Source organism: Pseudomonas sp. A, assembly GCF_056270345.1.
This window is the reverse complement of the sequence record NZ_CM149873.1, coordinates 3727293-3747023: the sequence shown is the minus strand read 5'-3', so window position 1 is coordinate 3747023 and position 19731 is coordinate 3727293. Positions and strand designations below refer to the sequence as shown.

The 19731-nt window shown below is 64.6% G+C and carries 22 protein-coding genes; 9 read left to right on the top strand and 13 right to left on the bottom strand.

Annotated elements, in window-relative coordinates; translation table 11 throughout:
* Nucleotides 1-495: 495 nt before the first annotated feature.
* Both AC0MAZ_RS16785 and AC0MAZ_RS16780 read right to left on the bottom strand, forming a co-directional pair.
* Complete coding sequence (locus AC0MAZ_RS16785) at nt 496-1161, bottom strand: SOS response-associated peptidase (protein ID WP_203646620.1); 666 nt, start codon at nt 1159-1161, stop codon at nt 496-498.
* Nucleotides 1162-1374: 213 nt separating this feature from the next.
* Nucleotides 1375-1893 carry an N-acetyltransferase family protein gene (locus tag AC0MAZ_RS16780; protein ID WP_475858638.1) on the bottom strand — a complete coding sequence of 173 codons (519 nt, stop codon included), beginning with the start codon at nt 1891-1893 and terminating at the stop codon, nt 1375-1377.
* 729 nt (nt 1894-2622) lie between these two features.
* Here AC0MAZ_RS16780 and AC0MAZ_RS16775 point away from each other — a divergent pair.
* The 5 genes from AC0MAZ_RS16775 (at nt 2623) to fos (ending at nt 5155) form a co-directional block, all read left to right on the top strand.
* Nucleotides 2623-2820, top strand: a complete 198-nt coding sequence (locus AC0MAZ_RS16775; protein ID WP_203646616.1) for a hypothetical protein — start codon at nt 2623-2625, stop codon at nt 2818-2820.
* A 274-nt stretch (nt 2821-3094) separates the two neighbouring features.
* Complete coding sequence (locus AC0MAZ_RS16770) at nt 3095-3475, top strand: hypothetical protein (protein ID WP_050705403.1); 381 nt, start codon at nt 3095-3097, stop codon at nt 3473-3475.
* A 166-nt stretch (nt 3476-3641) separates the two neighbouring features.
* Nucleotides 3642-4181: a GNAT family N-acetyltransferase gene (locus AC0MAZ_RS16765; RefSeq protein WP_475858636.1), complete on the top strand. Its 540-nt coding sequence runs from the start codon at nt 3642-3644 to the stop codon at nt 4179-4181.
* A 137-nt stretch (nt 4182-4318) separates the two neighbouring features.
* On the top strand, nt 4319-4666 hold the full coding sequence (locus tag AC0MAZ_RS16760; RefSeq protein ID WP_232857654.1) for a hypothetical protein: 348 nt from the start codon (nt 4319-4321) through the stop codon (nt 4664-4666).
* 78 nt (nt 4667-4744) lie between these two features.
* Nucleotides 4745-5155 carry a fosfomycin resistance glutathione transferase gene (gene fos / locus AC0MAZ_RS16755; RefSeq protein ID WP_254463748.1) on the top strand — a complete coding sequence of 137 codons (411 nt, stop codon included), beginning with the start codon at nt 4745-4747 and terminating at the stop codon, nt 5153-5155.
* Here fos and AC0MAZ_RS16750 read toward each other — a convergent pair.
* Complete coding sequence (locus AC0MAZ_RS16750) at nt 5146-5655, bottom strand: GNAT family N-acetyltransferase (RefSeq protein ID WP_475858634.1); 510 nt, start codon at nt 5653-5655, stop codon at nt 5146-5148. The genes fos and AC0MAZ_RS16750 overlap by 10 nt on opposite strands.
* A gap of 150 nt (nt 5656-5805) precedes the next feature.
* Here AC0MAZ_RS16750 and AC0MAZ_RS16745 point away from each other — a divergent pair, with 150 nt between their 5' ends.
* On the top strand, nt 5806-6306 hold the full coding sequence (locus AC0MAZ_RS16745) for a methylated-DNA--[protein]-cysteine S-methyltransferase (RefSeq protein ID WP_475858631.1): 501 nt from the start codon (nt 5806-5808) through the stop codon (nt 6304-6306).
* Between the two features lie 3 nt (nt 6307-6309).
* Here AC0MAZ_RS16745 and AC0MAZ_RS16740 read toward each other — a convergent pair whose 3' ends face one another.
* Nucleotides 6310-6552 carry a hypothetical protein gene (locus AC0MAZ_RS16740; protein ID WP_203646606.1) on the bottom strand — a complete coding sequence of 81 codons (243 nt, stop codon included), beginning with the start codon at nt 6550-6552 and terminating at the stop codon, nt 6310-6312.
* A gap of 141 nt (nt 6553-6693) precedes the next feature.
* On the opposite strand from AC0MAZ_RS16740, the gene AC0MAZ_RS16735 reads away from it, so the two are divergent.
* Nucleotides 6694-7218: a DUF2867 domain-containing protein gene (locus tag AC0MAZ_RS16735; protein WP_232857647.1), complete on the top strand. Its 525-nt coding sequence runs from the start codon at nt 6694-6696 to the stop codon at nt 7216-7218.
* Between the two features lie 3 nt (nt 7219-7221).
* Here the strand turns inward: AC0MAZ_RS16735 and AC0MAZ_RS16730 are convergent, their stop codons facing one another.
* Nucleotides 7222-7728 carry a DUF3016 domain-containing protein gene (locus AC0MAZ_RS16730; protein ID WP_234561152.1) on the bottom strand — a complete coding sequence of 169 codons (507 nt, stop codon included), beginning with the start codon at nt 7726-7728 and terminating at the stop codon, nt 7222-7224.
* A 74-nt stretch (nt 7729-7802) separates the two neighbouring features.
* Here AC0MAZ_RS16730 and AC0MAZ_RS16725 point away from each other — a divergent pair, with 74 nt between their 5' ends.
* Nucleotides 7803-8498 (top strand): metallophosphoesterase, encoded by a 696-nt coding sequence (locus tag AC0MAZ_RS16725; protein WP_254463739.1) that lies wholly within the window; start codon nt 7803-7805, stop codon nt 8496-8498.
* Here AC0MAZ_RS16725 and AC0MAZ_RS16720 read toward each other — a convergent pair.
* Together AC0MAZ_RS16720 and AC0MAZ_RS16715 are read right to left on the bottom strand one after the other, a co-directional pair.
* Entirely contained in the window at nt 8476-9096 is a 621-nt protein-coding gene (locus tag AC0MAZ_RS16720) for a LysE family translocator (RefSeq protein WP_475858629.1), read from the bottom strand. The genes AC0MAZ_RS16725 and AC0MAZ_RS16720 overlap by 23 nt on opposite strands.
* A gap of 63 nt (nt 9097-9159) precedes the next feature.
* Nucleotides 9160-9975 (bottom strand): AraC family ligand binding domain-containing protein, encoded by an 816-nt coding sequence (locus AC0MAZ_RS16715; RefSeq protein ID WP_475858627.1) that lies wholly within the window; start codon nt 9973-9975, stop codon nt 9160-9162.
* A gap of 136 nt (nt 9976-10111) precedes the next feature.
* Between AC0MAZ_RS16715 and AC0MAZ_RS16710 the strand changes: the two genes are divergently transcribed.
* On the top strand, nt 10112-10735 hold the full coding sequence (locus tag AC0MAZ_RS16710) for a LysE family translocator (RefSeq protein ID WP_232857624.1): 624 nt from the start codon (nt 10112-10114) through the stop codon (nt 10733-10735).
* On the opposite strand, the gene AC0MAZ_RS16705 is transcribed toward AC0MAZ_RS16710, so the two are convergent.
* The 6 genes from AC0MAZ_RS16705 to AC0MAZ_RS16680 all read right to left on the bottom strand — a co-directional run bounded on the left by AC0MAZ_RS16705 (nt 10732) and on the right by AC0MAZ_RS16680 (nt 19645).
* Entirely contained in the window at nt 10732-13161 is a 2430-nt protein-coding gene (locus AC0MAZ_RS16705) for an autotransporter family protein (protein WP_475858625.1), read from the bottom strand. The genes AC0MAZ_RS16710 and AC0MAZ_RS16705 overlap by 4 nt on opposite strands.
* 120 nt (nt 13162-13281) lie before the next feature.
* On the bottom strand, nt 13282-13557 hold the full coding sequence (locus AC0MAZ_RS16700; protein ID WP_008095636.1) for a peptidylprolyl isomerase: 276 nt from the start codon (nt 13555-13557) through the stop codon (nt 13282-13284).
* Nucleotides 13558-13645: 88 nt separating this feature from the next.
* Nucleotides 13646-15595 carry an acetoacetate--CoA ligase gene (locus tag AC0MAZ_RS16695; RefSeq protein ID WP_475858623.1) on the bottom strand — a complete coding sequence of 650 codons (1950 nt, stop codon included), beginning with the start codon at nt 15593-15595 and terminating at the stop codon, nt 13646-13648.
* A gap of 212 nt (nt 15596-15807) precedes the next feature.
* Nucleotides 15808-16578, bottom strand: coding sequence for a 3-hydroxybutyrate dehydrogenase (hbdH, locus tag AC0MAZ_RS16690; protein ID WP_475858620.1), 771 nt, complete (start codon nt 16576-16578; stop codon nt 15808-15810).
* Nucleotides 16579-16589: 11 nt separating this feature from the next.
* Entirely contained in the window at nt 16590-17981 is a 1392-nt protein-coding gene (locus AC0MAZ_RS16685; RefSeq protein ID WP_203646518.1) for a GntP family permease, read from the bottom strand.
* A gap of 278 nt (nt 17982-18259) precedes the next feature.
* Complete coding sequence (locus AC0MAZ_RS16680; protein ID WP_232857617.1) at nt 18260-19645, bottom strand: sigma-54 interaction domain-containing protein; 1386 nt, start codon at nt 19643-19645, stop codon at nt 18260-18262.
* Nucleotides 19646-19731 lie beyond the last annotated feature (86 nt).

The following is a 19731-nucleotide window of genomic DNA, read 5'->3' as shown; positions in this document are numbered from 1 at the left end:
CCAGGCATGGGCCATGGCGATGCTCTAGTCTGAGGGATCGCTCTGTCGTGCCCGGTGGTCCGATATAAAACTTCTCTGGGCGCCCAAGGCGCACACTCGAATTCGCTCAGAGCTTCTGAGCATTGAGAGGTGAGTATGACCAGAGACAGGTATGGGATAGATAACAATCGGTTGGGTAGCAAGCCTGCGAAAAGCGATGGTTCGCCAGGTGGTCAAGACGTCGAGAGCGAAAGAGTGCTTCCAGAGGATCGTGATGGCCACATCGACAATCACCCCTTTCGTCGCGGGCATAGGCAAGGGCCGCCGGACCCATCGAGGGCATCCAATGCCGAGCGCTATAGCCATCACAAGCAGCCATTGGAGTAATGGACAAGCCGGCCTCTGAAGCTGACTGAAGGTGTCCCTCATGAAGGCTCTGCGCATCGTTCTTCCTCATCCCCGTGGACCTCGCATGGGGTGCTGAGCGTTGAGCCCTGGGCCGCCGCCGCTCATCCGTCACGGAATCGGCTTGATCAATTCAAGTCCTTGGTTGCGGATGTTACCCACTGCAGTTCCCACCCGGTGCCAGACAAAAGCTTCTGCCGGTTCACTCAGGTTGAGCAGTAACTGCTCGGCGTGCTCGCTGGGTAAAGACGCCGCCACCCATTCGACAGCCAGATCAGATGACAGCACCACCGGACGCCGGTCGTGCACGTCTACCAGGCCGCCCTGGGCATCGGCGGTGATGATCACGAACCCGTCGTGATCGTTGCCGGCGAATTGGCCGATGGCTGCGCACAGGGCAGGGCGACCGTCACAACGGTGGATGTAGTAGGGCTGCTTTTTCGGCCCGCCTTCGTCCACCCATTCATACCAGCCGTCCACCGGCGTGATCGCCCGATGCGGCCATATCGCCCGAAAGAACACGCCGTGAGCCACCTTCTCGACGCGGGCATTGATCGGCGCGGCGCGGTCGGTCGCCCAGTGCGGGCGCCACCCCCATCTTACCAGGTCCGCACGCGGGCCGGCGTCGTCTACCCGAAGCACAGCGACCTGCGTGGTCGGTGCAACGTTGTAGTGACCGAGCGGCTGCTCACCGACGTTGTTGCGCCAGGCCTGTGGCATGCTCAGGGTCTCTACGAAGTCATGGATTCCGCGGTACTGGCTCAGCCTGCCGCACATTTCCCATCCCTCCTGCTTGAACTCAAAGGATAGGTCGTCGAGCAGTGTCAGCGATCGTCAGTTGTTGAATGACTGCTCCAGAAACCTACTGATCAGCGAGGCAATTTGCTGCTGGATCATTGCCCGTGGTCGAGCGTTCTCGCCGTCCCGGCAAATGATGCCATTGTCTTCGAGCAATCCCATCGCGGCGGGTTTTGTGGGCTGTCCCAGCACTCACAAGAACTTGCCGAACAGCTGGTTTTCATGCGTCTCGTTCTGGAACGTATACGGTTGCGAGCCAAAGTGTTCATAGCCTTGTCGAGGATAGAATGCCAACGCTCGATCGTTCCCCGCCCAGACAGTAGCCCAAAGGAGCGATGCGCCATCGAGCCTGGCCTGTTGCTCGGCTGCCTCCAGCAAGCGGTAACCAATGCCTTGCCCGGTAAATCGTTCTTGCAGGTAAAGGCGTTGAAGTTCGCCTGCCCGAGGGCTGGCGATCCGTTCGTGGTTGGTGTTCAGTGCGACCTGGGCAAAGCCGACCAAGTGGTCGTCAACCTCTGCGAGCGTGATGAGGGTCCCTGGTCTGGCAATCACCTTCGAAAGGTTCTCTGGCGAAAAAGACTCCAAGGCCTCCTGGGCGATGGCATCGCGTATGCCTTCAGTGGCATAGGTGTCGAGAAACACCTGAATACCCAGGGCGGCAAGGCAAAGGGCATCCTGAGGAAGCGCTTTGCGCAAAGTGATTGGCTGCATTGCCTGCCTCCTGGCATTGCCTGTAGGGTTCGGCGCCTGGTCGGGCGTGAGTCCATGGCCATCCGGGTGCACTGGGCTTCTCCGGATCTGGCTCCCGGCTCACTCTATCAGGTCGAGCAGGACCTGTTCAGTCGCCGGCCGAACCTTCAAACGTAGCTCTTCTCATTCCTGCCAGGTTGACCGCTCGCTGCGGCATCGGTTTCGCCCCGCTGGGCCCATCGCCACAATTCACTCCCATCAATTCGCTGGGCGGCAGGTGCACGTGCAACTGCCGACGGCGCTGCTGGATGATCTTCTGGATGCGTCTCATCGGGGTACACCTCGATTGGCATCCTTGCGTAGAGCCGGAGGGCACGACCATCAGTAAACGCCTGTTTGCCCGAAACGCCTGTCTCGCCTGACCAATGGACGTGATTCTGGCGCAGGCAGGCTGGAATGGGAGTTGCTTGAACCCAGGAAACCGATCATGCGGGGAGAGCAGACATGTTCCAGGATGACTTCTATTTCATGAGCTTCGTCGTGGCTGCCGTGCTGGCTGTGGATGTGGTGGCGATCTTCATGTTCCTGCAAGCCAGTGCCTGATCCCAATCCTGGGGATCAGCCCCCTGAATCGGGGCCAGGCGCACGGCGGTCGTTCGGTTCAGGGTTGATTGATTAGCGCTCACCTCGAGGTGGTAGCGCGTGGCCAGGGTGATATGCTGCGCCGCTTACCTGATCGGGAGTCTGTGGATGGCGTGGATGGACCGTGTAAAAGCCACGAGTGAGCGATTCACCGCTCGGCAACGCTGCATTGTCGGTGCGGGCCTGTTGGTCGCCTGGCTTGCAGGAACGGCCGCGTTCCCCGGCGTTGATCTTGTGTTTCTGTATGTCGGTTCGATGCTCATGTTCTTCGGCGCCGTGACAGTCCGGATCAACAAACGACCCTGAGTGACCTTCGTGGTGCCATGCACTGCATCGCGGGGCAAGCCCGCTCCCACGCTGGTGATGCCTGTAGCTTTGCTTCCTGCAACCTTCTTGTTTGGCATGGAGTTTATACCGGCCTTTGAACATTCACGGCAGGCCCTTTATCTATCTGGGCGTTTGTTGATTCGAATAAGTATTCGTTTGAGTGTTCCGCTTGTCTGCTGGACCAGCCGATCCACTGGACGCTAGTACACTCACCCGTGCGGTAAGCAAGTCCCACTCATAAGGAGCATGAGTCATGGCACAGCAACAAAAGGCTTTTGATGAAGAACTGGCCGCCGATGTTCAGGTACCTCCGGGTTATACCTACCTGAGCAGCGGTCGTTGCGATGTGAAGGGCAAGGAAGGAGAGCGGGCCGGCGCGAACTTCGTCGAAGCGCAGATCCAGCAGTACAAATCCTTCATCCTCAGGACCACCGCCGGTGCGGGCACGTTCATGGTGCGCCTGGACTACTCTGGTGGCAGCGACAAGAACCTGCAGTACGTCAGTATCGATGCGAACTACTCCGCCCAGGAGACCTTCAACATTCGCAGCGTTTCGATGAGCAATCTGCGTGGTTTGTTCGCCGCCGGCAAGAGTTCGGCCAACCTGAGTTTCTACGTGTTCGGAAAACCTTGATCGGGTTCGCTTGACCTGCATGGACTCCGGCCGATCGATGACCGGAGTCTTGCGTCTGCAATCCTGTGACTGTGCTAGATTCCTTCGCCTTGCAGGCATCGAACGGGTGGTTTTTTGCCCGGGGCGATGCGAGGAGTGCATGGTAGAAGGGAGTTTCAGTTTACCCATGTTCATCGAAACACCGCGTCTTGTCCTGCGCCCCTGGGCCGAGCGGGACATCGAGGCTTTTGCCCTCGTCAATGCCGACCCCGAAGTCAGGCGCTACTACTATCCCGCGATACTGTCTCCCGATGAAACCCGGTCGATGCTCGCGGACTGCGATCACCATCTGCAGGTCCATGGTTTCGGTTTCGTCGCCGTCGAACGCAAGGTCGATGGCGCGCTGGTCGGCGGGCTTGGCCTGTCCCTGACCGGGGATGAGATACCGGGCGACCCGCAGGTCGAAATCGGCTGGATCCTCGGGCGCAGCCACTGGCGGCAGGGGTACGCCTTCGAGGCGGCCAGCGCGTGTCTGGAGCACGCGTGGTCAACGCTTGGGCTAAGGCAGGTCATCGGCTACACCTCCAGCATTAACACCCCGTCGCGGGCTTTGATGGAGCGGTTGGGTATGCGTTCGGATCCGGCGGAGGACTTCCCCGACCCGACGGTGCCTGAAGGCAATGCATTGCGGCCGCACGTGCTCTACCGAATCGACAGGCCGGCCTGAAAGCGATGCGATATAGCGAACCGGCCTACCGCGCCCATCACCCGGAGCTAGTCTTGTAGATCGTAAGCAGACTATTAAAAAGGGTGGTAGGTGTCTGACCCTGTCCAGGGCTTCCTGCTGGGGTGGTTGGAGTCTGTATGAGCCGTTTGATGATGGCAGTGGCCGCCAGCCTGTTGCTGGTGGGCTGCGCACACGATCCCGATATCCGTGCGGGCCGCGACAACACCTTCGGCATGACCGCGAAAAGCCCGCCGGAGTACCTGAACTGCGTCAAGGCCGAGCTTCCCGACACGGCCACGACCTATGTCGTGCAAAACCAGGACGCCCTGGAGCTATTTGTCGCCAGCACTGACCCGAACAAGGCCGAGGGGCTGGTCAAGGTTCAAGGCTCCGCCGGGCGGCAGCAGTTCTCGGCGTATCAGCGGGATGCCTGGTATGACAAGGGGCGCCTGCTCGATGCCGCGCTGATGTGTTCGCGGGTATGATCGCAGCTTAGCGGGGCGCGCCAGTTTCCATCGCGCCTCGTGAAGCGATCCCGCCCCACTTCACCTCAGGTGCCCCTCATGTTGAACGGACTCAACCATCTCACCCTGGCTGTTTCGAACCTGCCGGACAGCATCGTGTTCTATCAGCAGATCTTGGGCTTCAAGCTCGATGCACGTTGGGACCGTGGTGCCTACCTGAGTCTGGGCGACCTTTGGTTGTGCCTGTCGGTCGACCAGATCGAGGCGGGCGACTTGCAGCGCAACTACACCCACTACGCATTTTCCATCCGCCAGACCGATTTCGCGGCATTTGCCCAGCGTTTGCATGAGCATGCTGTGAGCCTGTGGAAACAGGACAGCAGCGAGGGCGACTCACTGTACTTCCTCGACCCGGACGGCCACCAGCTCGAAGCCCATGTCGGCGATCTGCAGTCGCGGCTGGCGGCCTGTCGGGTCAAACCCTACGCGGGCATGGTGTTCTACGACTGACGCATCCGCGCCATGCACAGCGCATCGACGTACACCCCGTCACGCACGCCGTAATCGCGCAGCCGGCCTTCGGTCTCGAAGCCGAACTTGCGATACAGCGCCAGCGCCGGTTCATTGTCGGCGTAGACGGTGAGCTGGACCCGGCGCAGGTTCATCCAGTTGTCGGCAATGTCGAGGATGGCCGTCATCAGCCGCGAGCCGACGCCCTTGCCTTGCCAGGCCTGGGCAACGCCCATGAGCAGCTCGCCCAGGTGCGCCTGGCGGATGCGTGTGCTCTGGTCGAGGCCGATATTGCCGATCACCTGGCCTTGGTGCACCGCCACCAGGCGGACCTGGCGTTCGTGATAGGCGGCCAGGCGTTCGCGCCAGACCTCGACGGACTGATAGGGCATCTGCAGTACCTGGCGGCACACGGCCGGTTCATTGTAGAGCGCGGCGATGCCCTGCAAGTGCTGCTCGGCAAACCGTTCGATGACGATGTCGGGCGATGCGTCGGTCACTGTGTTTCCATCCTTTGAAAAACGAGTGGCGCCTGAGTGTACGGGGCGCAGGTCCAGGCTGGCCAGTGGCGATGACCTGGCAAGAAAGCGGATGCGCCGGCACGCCGCGATGGGTACAGTGCAGTGATCGTCGTCTTGCCGGAGCCTGTCATGTCCTGTTCCTTCACCCTCATGCAATCGCCTGTCGGCACCCTGACCCTGGTGGCGCGGGGCGAGCGGCTGGCCGCCGTGCTGTGGGAGCACGAGCGGGAAAACCGGGTGCGCCTGGGCGACCTGCACCGTGATGACCAGCACGGCGTGCTGCGCGAGACTGCCCGCCAGTTGGGCGAGTACTTTGCCGGGCAACGCCAGCGCTTCGAGCTGCAACTGGATTTCGCCGGCACCGAGTTCCAGCGTGAGGTCTGGGCGGCGCTGTTGACCATTCCCTTCGGCCAGACCCGCAGCTACGGTGAGATCGCGAGGCAGATCGGCAAGCCTGATGCGGTCCGAGCGGTGGGCGCGGCCAACGGGCGCAACCCGATCTCGATCATCGCGCCATGCCACCGGGTGATTGGTGCCTCGGGTAGCCTCACCGGTTTCGCCGGCGGCCTGCCGGCCAAGCAGTTCCTGCTGGCACTGGAAGGGCGGCAGAGCCTGGCGCTGGATTTCTAGGCGTCAGCCGAGCCAGAAGCAGAGCAGCGCCAACGCGAGGGCCAGCAGCGTGCCAGCGAACAGGCTGTAGTGGCGGTGGGCGCGGCGGGCGTGGGCTTCGACCTCTCGCAGGTACTGGCCTGGAGGTGGGGCGTCCGGGCGATGGCGAAGGCCTTCGGCGATATCGGCCAGGCGCCCGCGAATCAGGGTGCCCACCAGGTACCAGACGCTGGCATAGCTGGCCAGGATCACCAGCACGTATTTCATATGGCCGATAACCCGGCAGTGCCCGTCTGTGGCGCCGATCGCAGTGTGCAGATCCTCATGGTGCATCCGTCCTTGGCATGTCGTCGATTGACGAGGATACAATCGACGGGCGCAGACTCCCAGCGCCGATGTGTCGATTTCATGGACGAGACCACAATGACCCATGCCGCAGCCATCCCCGCCGACTCGCTGATCGCCCCCCATGCCGCGCAGGCGGGCTTTCGTCATTGCCGGGCAATCGACCTGGCGGACGATGGGCAGCCAGCCATGGCGCACTTCCTGCGCCTGATGGCGAGCATGCCTGGCTGGATCGACGACATGATGGTGTTGCGCAACCGCCTGGTCGGGCTGTTCGGGCTGAAGAACCTGGGGCGGTTGACTGCCATCGACCCGGCCCGCACCCCGGACAGCTACCAAACCGGAGAGCGGGTGGGCATCTTCACGTTGCTCAGCAACAGCGTGAATGAGGTGCTGCTGGTCGACTGTGATCATCACCTGGACGTGCATATTGCCTTGATGCGCCGCCCCACGGCCCCCGGGCGGTGCGAGGTGCTGGTCAGCACCGTGGTGCGCACGCACAACTGGCTGGGCCGCCTGTATATGCTGCCGGTGGCGCCGTTCCATCGGCTGATCGCGCCCATCGCCCTGCGCCGGCTGGCGTTGTGACGATCAGGACGGCGGCGCGAAGCGTTGACGGAACCAATCACCAAGCATGGCCTTTTCCGCATACAGCCGGTCGTTGCTGCCCAGACGTCCCGGGCGGCTGAGGTACATCTTGTCGCTTAGGTGTTCCTGGGCTTTGAGCGCGGGTTGCCCGGGCTGCTGGAGGGTGTAGTCGAGGTCGATGCTGGGCCAGGTGACCTCACGCATGAAGCGCACATCGTAGGCCTGGCTGTGCCACGGCTCGAAACGCCCGGCCAGGTCGATGTCGCGGATGTCGATGACCAGTTGCTGGCCAGGCTGCAGGTAGCGCTGGCCGAGCTTCTGCAGGTGCTGGGTGATGGCCTTCATCACCTGCGGGTCGGCGCCCTGGGGGTAGCCGCGGTTGTCGAGGCTGGCATCGCGGAATTTTTCCGGGTGGTCGAAACGCACCTCGACCTGCGCGGTCGGGGTGCCCTGTGCCATGCTGTCGAATGCCAGCACCAGCAACAGGGCGCTGGCCAGGGTGGTACGCATGATGCACCTCCGGGGTGGGGCGGCTTGCCGGCCTATTTTACGCCGGTACGGGGCATAAGCAGAGGACTGATGCAATGAGCGCTTTTCGGCGGATAACCGCCAATACCCGCGGGCGTGACCTGGCCGTGGGCGATATTCACGGGCACTTCGAGCGCTTGCAAGTATGCCTCGAAGCTGTCGAATTCGATCCAGCGGTCGACCGCCTGTTCAGCGTCGGCGATCTGGTCGACCGCGGGCCGGCCAGCCCGCAGGCGCTGGAATGGCTGGCCAAGCCCTGGTTCCACGCGGTGCAGGGCAACCACGAGTCGCTGGCGGTCAATCACCTGCGCGGTGGTCGGGTCGACCTGGACATGTACCGGGCGGCCGGCGGCGGCTGGTTCCTCGACCTGCCGAAAACTGAGCAAGCGCGATTCGTCGAGGTGTTCGAGCGGTTGCCGATCGCGTTGCAGGTCGACACACCCGACGGTCCGGTTGGGCTGTTGCACGCCGACAGCCCGTTCGACGACTGGGAGCGTTTGTGCGTGAACCTGCAGGCCGGGGATGACCCCGAGGTGCGCGAGGTGTGCCAGTGGTCGCGACGGCGCCTGAAGGAGGGCGACAGCCGGCCGGTGAAGGGCCTGCGGGCCTTGCTGGTCGGGCATACGCCGGTGCTGGAGGTGAAGGTGCTGGGCAATGTCTGGCACCTGGACACCGGCGGCTGGAGCCGTGGCCATTTCAGCCTGCTCGAACTGCGGGGGCTGACGTTGCTCAGCCCAGGGCCAGGTGCATGAGCACGCCGCTGGCGAGCAGGATCAGCATCACCCCCGAGGCGCGTTCCAGCCAGGGCAGGGCGCGGGCGAAGCGGCGCAGCACCCGCTGATTGCCGATGGCCACGGCCACCAGCAGGTCCCAGGCCAGGACGATGGCGAACATCCAGGTGCCGTAGGCCAGCTTGGCCAAGGTGCTGCTGCTGGCGATCATGCTCGCCAGGCTGGCGTAGAACAGCGCGTTCTTCGGGTTGAGGATGCCCGAGGCGAAGCCCATGCCCAGGCTGTTCAGCCAGCCTCTGGCGCGCGATGAAGCGTTGGCGCAAGCCCCCGTCAGGCCGCTCTTTCCAGCATGGCGCAGGAACAGTTGCCCGATGTACAGCAGGTAGCCGCAGCCGGCCAGTTGCAAGGCGACGAACAGCGGGCTGCCGTCGCGCAGAAACGACACCCCGGCGAACGCCGCGCCGATGAACACGCCATTGGCCAGGGCGATGCCTGCGCAGGCGCCACTGGCCACCCGCCAACCGGCGCTGGCCGAGGTGCGGGCCACCAGGAAGAAGTCCGGACCCGGGGAGAGCAGGGCGAGGAAGTGGGCGGTGGCGATGAGCAGGAACAGTTGCATGGGCGGGCTTCCAGAACGAGGAAACCGTAGTCTGTGACCGGGCAATAGGGCGGGTATTGAAGATTATTGCAAGGCTGCGCGGTAGGCCCCCGGCGTTACCCCCGCATGCGCCTTGAACACTCGCTGGAAGTGACTCTGGTCGGCAAAGCCCAGGCGATACGCGACTTCAGCCAGCGGCCGGCCCTGGCGCAACAGTTGCCGGGCCTTGTTTATCCGGGCGTTGAGCAGGTAGGCATGGGGTGTCATGCCGGTGGCGATGTTGAAGGAGCGGATCAATTGATAGCGCCCCATGCCCGCCAGCCGTGCCAGGCCATCAAGGCTTAGTTCGGCCAACGCCTGCTCCTCGGCATGGGCCAGCAGGTCGCGCAGTGTCGAAGGCGGCATGGGTGGCGCAGGTGGCAGGTCCGGATGGATGGAGAAGTCGTTGTCGCCAAGAAAAGCCACCAGTGCCGCCTCTTTCTCGAACGCCGTCGCCCTGGAAAACAGCAGGGTGTTCAGCGCGCAGAACTGCCGGTACAGCGCTGCCGAGCGGCTGATCCGGGCCGCTGCGCCGGGCTGGTCGGCGGCGATCCCCGACTCCAGGCACAGGCAGCGCAGCCAGTCGGCGTCCAGGTGCAGCATCTGGTAGCTCCAGGCCTGCCCAGGTTCGGGATTGCAGGCGTGCACCCGCTGGGCCGGCACGAACACCAGGGTGCCAGGCGTCAGGCGCACCTGTCCGTCGCCAGCCCCGGTGAAGCGGCTCTGGCCGGCATCCACCGCGCCGATGGAAAAGCTTGGGTGGCTGTGGGCCTTGTAGCAGGCGCGGCTGTGGCAGGCGCGTCGGCTCTCGACATAGGGCAAGGCCGGATCGTGCCAGATTTCGCTGCTCGGAAGGGGCATGTCGAGGGAGCCTGGAAATGGACGCAGGGCGCCAGTCTAGCGTCTACCTACTGTTCCGGCCATTTGCCGCGCCGCTGTGCTTGACGCGCACGCCCGCCAGACGCGACGCTGCGACGGTCCCCGCTGGAGAAGAATAATGGACCTGTCGAGCCTGCTGCTGTTCATCCCCGCCTGTTTCGCCCTGAACATGGCGCCGGGCCCCAACAACCTGCTGTCCCTGCACAACGCCAGCCGCTATGGCCTGCGCACCGCCTGCGTGGCCGGCGGCGGGCGCCTGCTCGCCTTCAGCGGCATGATCGCCCTGGCGGCCATGGGCCTGGCCGTGGTGCTGCACACCAGCGAGTACCTGTTCCTGGCGATCAAGGTGCTGGGCGCGGGCTATCTGTTCTATATCGCCTGGCAGCTGTGGCGAGCGCCGGTCGGCGAGACGGCGGTGGCTGGCGAGCAGCCGCGCGGCACCTGGAAACTGGCGCGCCAGGAGTTCTGGGTGGCGGCGGGCAACCCCAAGGCCATTCTGATCTTCACCGCCTTCCTGCCGCAGTTCGTCTCGATGGGCAGCGCCACGCCGGTGAGCGAACAGTTCCTGCAACTGGGCGTGCTGTTCCTGCTGCTGGAGTGGGCGGCCATCGCCATCTACGCGGGGCTTGGCGCCTACCTGCAGCGCTGGTTCGAGCGGCCCGGGCCACGGCGGCTGTTCAATCGGATCAGCGCGTCGCTGCTCGGCTGCGCCGGTATCGGCCTGCTCGCCGCACGGCGCTAGAACTGCCAGCGTACGCCCAGGTTCACGCCGCTGGCTTCCTGCTGGCGGCTATCCAGGTTGCTGGTGTATTGCATGCCGCCGTGCAGGCTCAAGGCCCGGTTGACCTGGGCCACCAGGCCGCCTTCGAGTTGCGCCGAGGTGTAACGGTAGTCGGTCTTGATCCTGTCCACGCCATCGAAGGTCAAGGTGTCGCGACCGCCGTCGCCATGCCACAGGTTTAGTTGTGCGTAAGGTTGTAGCAGGCGATCGCCGCTGACCTTGAAAGTGCCTTCCAGGCGCACGCCAAGGCGACCGGTCAATTCCACCTGGGCGTCATGGCTGATGCGTGAGACGCCGTCGCTGGCGCTGTCCAGTGAGGTCTTCTGGGCGATCAGCTGCGCTTGCGGCTCCAGGCTCCAGCGCTCGAACAAGGCAATCGGCAAGCCGGACTCAACCGACGCGCTCCAGGCATGGCCGTCAAGCTCCAGCTTGCCGCCGCGGTCCGAGCGCGCCCGGCCATCGAGGTCGGTGTACTGGACGACCGTGTCGAGGTACCCGCCTTGCGGCGCGACCAGCGTCCAGTAGACGCCGACGCTCTTGCCATCGAGCACCAGGTCGCCGACGCGGCGGTCTTCCACGGCCAGGGCAAAGCCTTTGACGTCAGCGTCCAGCCGGCTGTGGCCGACGTACACGCCCATCTGCTGGCGATAGCCATTGTCACTGACCGTGGCATAGAGGTCCTGGCCCACCTTGAAGCCCTGCAGGTCGCCATCCAGGCTCGGGCTGACGGTACCGCTCCAGCGCTGGCGCAATGCGCCGCCATAGGCCTGGCCCCAACTGGCCGGCAATGCGCCCTGGCCAGCCAGCAACCGCTGGTCGCCCTGGCGCTGGTGGAAGGTGCCCAGGGCCTGGCGGGCGATGATCGCGGCGCCTCGAGGGGCCGCGGCATACACGGGCACTTCCGGGCGGTACAGCGGCACGCTCTCGCCGGCCACCGGGTCGGGAAGATCGGGTTGACCGGGCGCCGGCGCCGGCACGGGCGGTGTAACGGGCGGCTCACCCGGCGCGGGCGCAGGTGGCGCGACCAGTGTCGAGCGCAGGTACCAGCTGTTCTCGCTACCCGCAGTCACGCCGCCTTTGAACAGGCGGTAGTCGTAGGCGCCGGCCGAGAGTGTCTGGGTCTGCACGAAGGCGTTGGCGCTGCTGGTGGCACCGTCGCGGGCCTCGACCACCTGGATGCCGTTCTGGGTGGTGGCGGCGCCGGTGCCACCGAGGTTGTTGACGAGTAACCGGGTGCTGCCGGTGATGGCGCCCTGGCTGACCACCAGACGGTCGGAAGCCGCATCGTCCCCAGCCAGCTGGCTGTTGAGGCGCAGGGTGCCGTTGGCGCCTTCGTAGTTGCCTTGGATCGTCAACGTGCCGAGCTTGTTCTGGCCCGTGCCGAGGTCAATGGTGCCGGCATTGCTCACAGTCGCCGGCTGGCCTGTGGCAACGGCAGAGATGATGCCTTGCCGGGAAACGAGGGTGCTGTCGGCATCGATGCTCAATGTGCCACGACCGGTATCCGCATCGCCGAGGCGCAAGGTGTCGGTCAGCTCCAGGTGGCTACCCGCGTTCAGCGCAATCCGCTCCCAGTTCAGGTACTGGCCGCCCCCGGTGCTCCGGCTGGCGTTGAAGGTCAACGTATCGTTGCCTGTGCCGCCGTCGAGCGGGATGATCAGTACATGCTGGTCCAGTCCCTTGAGGAGAGCCGTATCATCGCCGGGGCCCAGGTCCACTTGACCTGCAATGTGCCCACCGTCCCAGGTGAAGGCATCATTGCCCGTGCTGAGCAACACATCGCCGCCAATTCGGCCGCCATGCACCAGCACCCGGTCGTCGCCGCCACTGACGCTGATATTGCCACCCACGGCGCCGTCGAAGATCTCCACATAGTCCTTGTCGAAGGCCGTGATGATGTTCCGGTCGATCACGCCGCCGCGCATGATGAAGGTGTTTTCGTCCAGGCGCATGTTGACGTTGCCGATTCGCCCGGCGTTCATTTCGGCATGGTCGCCGCTGTCGAAGGTGCCTTTGATCCAGCCACCGGTCATGCGGAAGGTATCCAGGCCATCGCCCTGGTTGAGGTTGCCCTCGATTACGCCACCGCTGATCTTGAGGTCGTCGATGCCCGAACCCTGGTCGACGTTGCCGCCGATGCTGCCGGAGGCCATGTCGATACGGTCCGCACCGGCGCCGAAGGTCACATCGCCAGTAATGAGGCCTGTCCCACCGACTGGCACGCCCAGGCTGTTGTTGCCATTGGTGTCAATCAACGTGGCTGCTGTGCCGCTGTCGCAGATGTACGTATCGTCACCTGCTCCGGCGGTGAAGCTGCAGGCCGCCTGGGCGGTGGGCACGTTCAGCAGGGGCAGGGTGGCGAGAGTCAGCAGCAGGCGCGTTCGCATGGGTAGACCTCCATGGTTCCGGGAAGGCCCGCAGCGCATGCAGGCTCAACCCGGTTGTATAGAGGTCTGGGAGAGGGGCACAACTGGCAGAAATGTCAGGTAGCCAGTGGCCGCCGCCTGTCAGTCGCGGTAGAACGTCTGCACCAGGTGATAACCGAACTTGCTCTTGATCGGCCCGTGCACCACGCGCAGGGGCTTCTTGAAGATCACCTGGTCGATGGCGCCGACCAGCTGGCCAGGGCGCACTTCGCCCAGGTCGCCGCCGCGCTTGCCGGACGGGCAGGTGGAGAATTTCTTCGCCAGCACGTCGAAGGCCTCGCCGTTGGCGATGCGCTGCTTGAGCTTTTCGGCTTCGTCAGCGGTCTTGACCAGGATATGGCGGGCTTGGGCTTTCATTGGGGTACCTGTGCTTCAGGGCAAAAAGCCGACATTATGCCTGATGTCGGAGAACCTGGGGCAGCGCGGCTCCCACGAGGTTCTCCAGTTACCTTAATTCCGCACGGTCGTGGAACTGCTCCAGCGCCTCGGGGTTGGCCAGGGCATCGGTGTTCTTCACCGGCAGGCCATGCACCACATTGCGGATCGCCAGTTCCACCAGCTTGCCGCTGAGGGTGCGCGGGATGTCGTCGACCTGGGCGATCACCGCCGGCACATGGCGCGGCGTGGTGTACTGGCGGATCACCTGGCGGATACGCTGGCGCAGGGCATCGTCCAGTTGCAGGCCGTCGCGCAGGCGCACGAACAGCACCACGCGCACGTCGCCGTGCCAGTCCTGGCCGATGGCCACGCTCTCCAGCACTTCCTCGACCTTTTCCACCTGGCGATAGATCTCCGCGGTGCCGATGCGCACGCCGCCGGGGTTGAGCACGGCGTCGGAACGGCCGTGGATCACCAGGCCACCGCCGGGTATCTGCTCGGCATAGTCGCCCTGGCACCAGATGCCCTCGAACTGGCTGAAATACGCCTCATGGTAGCGGCTGCCATCGTCGTCGCCCCAGAAGCCAAGCGGCATCGAAGGGAAGGGTTGGGTACAGACCAGCTCGCCTTTCTCGCCGCTGATCGACTGTCGCTGTTCGTTCCAAACATCCACCGCCATGCCCAGGCCCTTGCCGGCGATTTCCCCACGGCGCACCGGCAGCAGCGGGTTGCCGAGCACGAAGCAGGCGACGATATCGGTGCCACCGGACATGGACGCCAGGCACACGTCGGGCTTCACCTTGGCATAGACATAGTCGTAGCTGTGCGGTGACAGGGGCGAGCCGGTGGAGAGAATCAGCCGCAGGCTGTCGAGGCGGTGGGACTTGGCCGGTTCGACACCGGCCTGTTCCAGGGCGGCAAGGTATTTGGCGCTGGTGCCGAAGGCATGGATCCCTTCGGCGTCGATCAGGTCGAGCAGGCGCGCGGGGCCTGGGTGGAACGGCGAGCCGTCGTACAGCACCAGGGTGGCGCCGACCGCCAGGCCGCTGGCCAGCCAGTTCCACATCATCCAGCCGCAGGTGGTGTAGTAGAACAGCACGTCGTCGGCCTTGAGGTCGTTGTGCAGGCCATGTTCCTTGAGGTGTTGCAGCAGCACGCCGCCGGCACGGTGGACGATGCACTTGGGCACGCCGGTGGTGCCGCTGGAGTACAGGATATAGAGCGGATGATCGAAGGATAGCGCGGTGAAGATCGGCGTCCCGCCGGGCGTGAAGTAATCGGCCCACAGGTTCGTCGGCGCGCCGATGAACTCATCGGTGCGGGTCTGCGGTCGGGTATGCGGCACCACCAGCAACTGCTTGACGCTCGGTAGCTGGGCCACGACCTGGTTGATTTTCTCCACCTGGTCGATGACCTTCCCGGCATATTGATAACCGGCGCAGGCCACCAGCAGCCTGGGCGCGATCTGGCCGAAACGGTCGATGATGCCGTGGCTGCCGAACTCCGGTGAACAGCTGGACCAGACCGCACCGAGGCTGGTGGCCGCGAGCATGGCCACCAGGGTTTCCCAGGTATTGGGCATTACCGCGGCGATACGGTCGCCGGGCTGGATGCCAGCCTGCCTGAAGGCCTGTTGCAGTCCGGCGACCTGGGCGGCCAGCTGGTTGTGGGTGAGGCGGTGGCGAGTGCCGTCCTCGCGCACGGCCACCACGGCGGGGCGGTCGTCGCGGCGCTGCAGCAGATGCTCGGCGACGTTCAGGGTGGCGCCGCGGAACCAGCGAGCGTCGGCCATGTGCTCGCCTTCCTCGAGGATGCTCGTCGGTGGCGTGTGCCAGCGCACATGGAAGTACTCGGCCAGGGCCTGCCAGAACTGCGGGCGCTGCTCGATGCTCCAGCGGTGCAGGGCGGCGTAGCTGTCGAGCTGGAGATTGAAGCGCCGGTTGACCCGGCGGCGGAAGGCTTCCATCCGGCTCGCTTCGATGCGGGAGGTGGAGGGGCGCCAGAGTACGTCGTTCATGCCGGGACCCTCGGTGATTGCTGATCAACAAGCTTCTTCAGGGCTTGCGCTCCCCCTGTAGGAGCGGCCTTGTGCCGCGAAAGGGCTGCATCGCAGCCCCCCAACCATTGGTGTCACATCATCGATCGCCGGGGCCGCTTTGCGGCCCTTTCGCGGCGCAAGGCCGCTCCTACACACAGAGAATGCGCAACCCCGACCATCATTCTAGACGCTTACTGGGCCAGCCAGCCGCCATCGACGTTCCAGGCGGCGCCACGCACCTGGCTGCCGGCCTCGCTGCACAGGAACAACACCAGCTCGCCGAGATGCCGGGGCGTGACGAAGGCCAGCGAAGGCTGCTTCTCGGCCAGCAGGTCGTGCCGCGCCTGCTGCGCGTCGCCACCGTTGGCGGCACGGTCGTCGATCTGCTTCTGCACCAGCGGGGTCAGCACCCAGCCCGGGCAGATGGCGTTGCAGGTGACATTGCTGGTGGCGGTCTCCAGGCCGATGACCTTGGTCAGGCCGACCACGCCATGCTTGGCGGCGACGTAGGCGGCCTTGCCGGTGGAGCCCACCAGGCCGTGCACCGAGGCAATGTTGACAATCCGCCCCCAGCCCCGCGCGCGCATGCCTGGCAGCACCAGACGGCTGCCGTGGAACACCGCCGACAGGTTCAGCGCGATGATCTTGTCCCAGGCCTCCACCGGAAACTGTTCGACCGGTGCCACATGCTGGATGCCGGCGTTGTTGACCAGGATATCGACCGCGCCGAACTCGCGCCCGGCCATGGCGAACATCTGTTCGATCTGCGCGACGTCGGACAGGTCGGCGGGGTGGTGGGCCACCTTGACCCCGTGCTGCCTGATCTCGGCAATGGCGGCCGCCGGGTCGCCAAAGCCGTTGAGCAGGATGTCGGCGCCGGCCTCGGCCAGCACCTGGGCTATTCCCAAGCCGATGCCGCTGGTGGAACCGGTGACCAGTGCGGTCTTGCCTTTGAGCGTCATGCCGTTCTCCTTCATACGATGCCGGTAGCGTAGAACGTGGCGATGACCACGAACACGGCCAGGGTCTTGATCAGGGTAATACCGAAGATGTCCTTGTAGGCCTCGCGGTGGGTCAGCCCGGTAACCGCCAGCAGGGTGATCACCGCGCCGTTGTGCGGCAGGGTGTCCATGCCGCCGCTGGCCATGGCGGCGACCCGGTGCAGCACCTCCAGCGGGATGTTCGCCGCGTTGGCGGCGGCGATGAAACTGTCGCTCATGGCCGCCAGGGCGATGCTCATGCCGCCGGAGGCGGAGCCGGTGATGCCGGCCAGCAGGGTGACGGTGATGGCTTCGTTGACCAGCGGGTTGGGGATGCCGCGCAGGGCGTCGGCCAGGACCAGGAAGCCCGGCAGCGAGGCGATCACCGCGCCGAAACCGTATTCCGAGGCGGTGTTCATCGCCGCCAGCAGGGCGCCGCTCACCGCGCTCTTGGTGCCTTCAGCCAGGCGCTGGCGAATGGTGCCGAAGGCACACACCAGCACCATCAGGATGCCCACCAGCAGGGCCGCCTGCACCGCCCAGATCGCCGTGAGCTTGGCCACGTCGCTGTGCACCGGCGTGGCCATGCCCGGCAACTGCAGGGTGTGACTGGTCCCGTACCACTGCGGGATCCAGTGGGTGAACAGCAGGTTCATCACCCCCACCAGCAGCAGTGGCGCCAGGGCCAGCCAGGGGTTGGGCAGGGCGATATCGTCGGCGGTTTCCGGCTCGTTGCGCAGGTTGCTGCCGTAGCCTTCGCCTTTGCGCTGGGCCTTGTTGCGCTGGCGTTGCAGGTAGAGCATGCCGGCGCAGAACACGAACAGCGTGCCGATCAGCCCCAGCCAGGGCGCGGCCCAGGCGGTGGTGTTGAAGAAGGTGCTGGGAATGATGTTCTGGATCTGCGGGGTGCCGGGCAGGGCGTCCATGGTGAAGGAGAACGCGCCCAGGGCGATGGTCGCCGGGATCAGCCGTTTGGGGATGTTGCTCTGGCGGAACATCTCGGCGGCGAACGGGTACACCGCGAACACCACCACGAACAGCGACACGCCGCCGTAGGTGAGCAGGGCGCAGACCAGCACGATCACCAGCATGGCCTGGCGGGTGCCAAGCAGGCGGATGGCGGCAGCGACGATCGAGCGTGAGAAGCCCGACAGTTCGATCAGCTTGCCGAACACGGCGCCGAGCAGGAACACCGGGAAGTACAGCTTGATGAAGCCGACCATTTTCTCCATGAACACCCCGGTAAAGGCCGGGGCCACGGCGGCAGGGTCGGTGAGCAGCACGGCGCCGAGGGCGGCGATGGGGGCGAAGAGGATTACGCTGTAGCCGCGGTAGGCGGCGAGCATCAGCAGGGCCAGGGCAGCGAGGGCGATGAGCACGGTCATCGAGGGGGATCTCCAGGGTGTTGTTTTTATGGTTGCCGGGGAGATAGCGGGAATCGTGCCATGCTTATAACTAATTGATTTTATTGAATAAATGTTCTTTTGCTGTTTTTTTTGTCTCTGTTTAGAGATGCATATGGGCTGAAGGCCATCGCGGGACAAGCCCGCTCCTACAGGGGGCGGTGTATTTGCGAGTATCACCAATCCCTGTAGGAGCGGGCTTGCCCCGCGATCGAGGGCGAAGCCCTCGCAACAGTCTCTATTATGAAACTTAAATCTCTTTATTGAGACAGTATCCCCAGCACCACCATTTTCTTGTACAGCGTCGAGCGCCCCAATCCCAATGCCTTTGCCGCCTCCGGCACATTCCCGCCACTGCGTGCCAAGGCCTGCACAATCAGCCCGCGTTCAAACTGCGCGCAGGCCTCCCGGTACCCCAATTGCGGCGCTGTCTCGGCCACCGGGCTCAACGGCCCCAATGCACTGACCAAGTCCGACACATTCAAGCGCGGCTGATCCGCCAGCAAGGTCGCCCGTTCCAGCACATTACGCAGTTCTCGGATATTCCCGGGCCAGGCATGCCGCCCCAACAATGCCTGGGCCTCGGCCTCCAGCTCATATTGGCTGCCCAACTCGGCGAGGATCGCCTCGCACAGCGCCGGCAGGTCTTCCAGGCGTTCGCGCAGCGGTGGCACCTGCACCGGCAGCACGTTCAGCCGGTAGTACAGGTCGGCACGAAACGCCCCCCGGGCCATGGCCGCCTGCAGGTCGATGGAGGTGGCGGCAATGATCCGCACGTCGCTGCGCAGCATCTGGTTGCTGCCCACCGGCTCGTATTCCTTCTCCTGCAGCACACGCAACAATTTGCTCTGCAGGGCCAGGGGCATGTCGCCGATCTCGTCGAGGAACAAGGTGCCGCCTTCGGCCAGTTGCAGCTTGCCGCTGCGGCCCTTGCGGTCGGCGCCGGTGAAGGCGCCGGGGGCGGTGCCGAAGAACTCGGCCTCCAGCAACGCTTCGGGGATCGCCGCGCTGTTGATGCTGACAAACGCCTTGTGCGCCCGCGCCGAGGCGGCATGGATGGCGTGGGCCAGCAGCTCCTTGCCGGTGCCGGTCTCGCCGAGCAGCAGCACCGGCGAGTCGCTGGTCGCGCCGCGGCGGGCGCGGCGCTTGGCCTCTAGGCAGGCAGGGCTGCTGCCGACGAACTGGGCGAAGCTGTAGCGGGCCTGGCGCGCACGCAGCTGCGAGCGGGTCGAGGCCAGTTCCTGCTGCATGCTGGCATAGCGCTTGAGCAGCGGCGACAGGCTGCGCAGTTCGTCGAACAGGGCAAAGCCGATGGCACCGATCAGCGCGCCCTGGCCGTCGTGGATCGGCAGGCGCATCACCACCAGCGGCTCGTTCGGCGTGTCGAGCATGTCCAGCAGGATCGGCTTGCCGTTGCTCACCACCTCGCGCATCAGGCTGCCGGGGATCACCGCCTCGCAGGGCTGGCCGATGGCGCTGGCGGCATCCTGCAGGCCGAAACGGCGGGCATAGCGCTCGTTCATCCAGACGATGCGCGCCTGGCGGTCGACGATCACCGTGCCTTCGCTGGACTGCTCGATGATCTCGAACAGCGAGCGGATGGCCAGTTGGCGGACCTGGGGGTAGTCCTTGAGGTTGTCGTGCATGGAAGGGATACCCGTAATCGAAATATATGCCGAACGTGTAGGAGCGGCCTTGTGCCGCGATAGGGCCGCAAAGCGGCCCCAGCGAT

Bases quoted from the DNA above. Each gene is read 5' to 3' on its own strand.
- AC0MAZ_RS16785 (WP_203646620.1), bottom strand. From the start codon at position 1,161: ATGTGCGGCAGGCTGAGCCAGTACCGCGGAATCCATGACTTCGTAGAG.
- AC0MAZ_RS16780 (WP_475858638.1), bottom strand. From the start codon at position 1,893: ATGCAGCCAATCACTTTGCGCAAAGCGCTTCCTCAGGATGCCCTTTGC.
- AC0MAZ_RS16775 (WP_203646616.1), top strand. From the start codon at position 2,623: ATGGCGTGGATGGACCGTGTAAAAGCCACGAGTGAGCGATTCACCGCT.
- AC0MAZ_RS16770 (WP_050705403.1), top strand. From the start codon at position 3,095: ATGGCACAGCAACAAAAGGCTTTTGATGAAGAACTGGCCGCCGATGTT.
- AC0MAZ_RS16765 (WP_475858636.1), top strand. From the start codon at position 3,642: ATGTTCATCGAAACACCGCGTCTTGTCCTGCGCCCCTGGGCCGAGCGG.
- AC0MAZ_RS16760 (WP_232857654.1), top strand. From the start codon at position 4,319: ATGAGCCGTTTGATGATGGCAGTGGCCGCCAGCCTGTTGCTGGTGGGC.
- fos (WP_254463748.1), top strand. From the start codon at position 4,745: ATGTTGAACGGACTCAACCATCTCACCCTGGCTGTTTCGAACCTGCCG.
- AC0MAZ_RS16745 (WP_475858631.1), top strand. From the start codon at position 5,806: ATGTCCTGTTCCTTCACCCTCATGCAATCGCCTGTCGGCACCCTGACC.
- AC0MAZ_RS16740 (WP_203646606.1), bottom strand. From the start codon at position 6,552: ATGAAATACGTGCTGGTGATCCTGGCCAGCTATGCCAGCGTCTGGTAC.
- AC0MAZ_RS16735 (WP_232857647.1), top strand. From the start codon at position 6,694: ATGGACGAGACCACAATGACCCATGCCGCAGCCATCCCCGCCGACTCG.
- AC0MAZ_RS16730 (WP_234561152.1), bottom strand. From the start codon at position 7,728: ATGCGTACCACCCTGGCCAGCGCCCTGTTGCTGGTGCTGGCATTCGAC.
- AC0MAZ_RS16725 (WP_254463739.1), top strand. From the start codon at position 7,803: ATGAGCGCTTTTCGGCGGATAACCGCCAATACCCGCGGGCGTGACCTG.
- AC0MAZ_RS16720 (WP_475858629.1), bottom strand. From the start codon at position 9,096: ATGCAACTGTTCCTGCTCATCGCCACCGCCCACTTCCTCGCCCTGCTC.
- AC0MAZ_RS16715 (WP_475858627.1), bottom strand. From the start codon at position 9,975: ATGCCCCTTCCGAGCAGCGAAATCTGGCACGATCCGGCCTTGCCCTAT.
- AC0MAZ_RS16710 (WP_232857624.1), top strand. From the start codon at position 10,112: ATGGACCTGTCGAGCCTGCTGCTGTTCATCCCCGCCTGTTTCGCCCTG.
- AC0MAZ_RS16705 (WP_475858625.1), bottom strand. From the start codon at position 13,161: ATGCGAACGCGCCTGCTGCTGACTCTCGCCACCCTGCCCCTGCTGAAC.
- AC0MAZ_RS16700 (WP_008095636.1), bottom strand. From the start codon at position 13,557: ATGAAAGCCCAAGCCCGCCATATCCTGGTCAAGACCGCTGACGAAGCC.
- AC0MAZ_RS16695 (WP_475858623.1), bottom strand. From the start codon at position 15,595: ATGAACGACGTACTCTGGCGCCCCTCCACCTCCCGCATCGAAGCGAGC.
- hbdH (WP_475858620.1), bottom strand. From the start codon at position 16,578: ATGACGCTCAAAGGCAAGACCGCACTGGTCACCGGTTCCACCAGCGGC.
- AC0MAZ_RS16685 (WP_203646518.1), bottom strand. From the start codon at position 17,981: ATGACCGTGCTCATCGCCCTCGCTGCCCTGGCCCTGCTGATGCTCGCC.
- AC0MAZ_RS16680 (WP_232857617.1), bottom strand. From the start codon at position 19,645: ATGCACGACAACCTCAAGGACTACCCCCAGGTCCGCCAACTGGCCATC.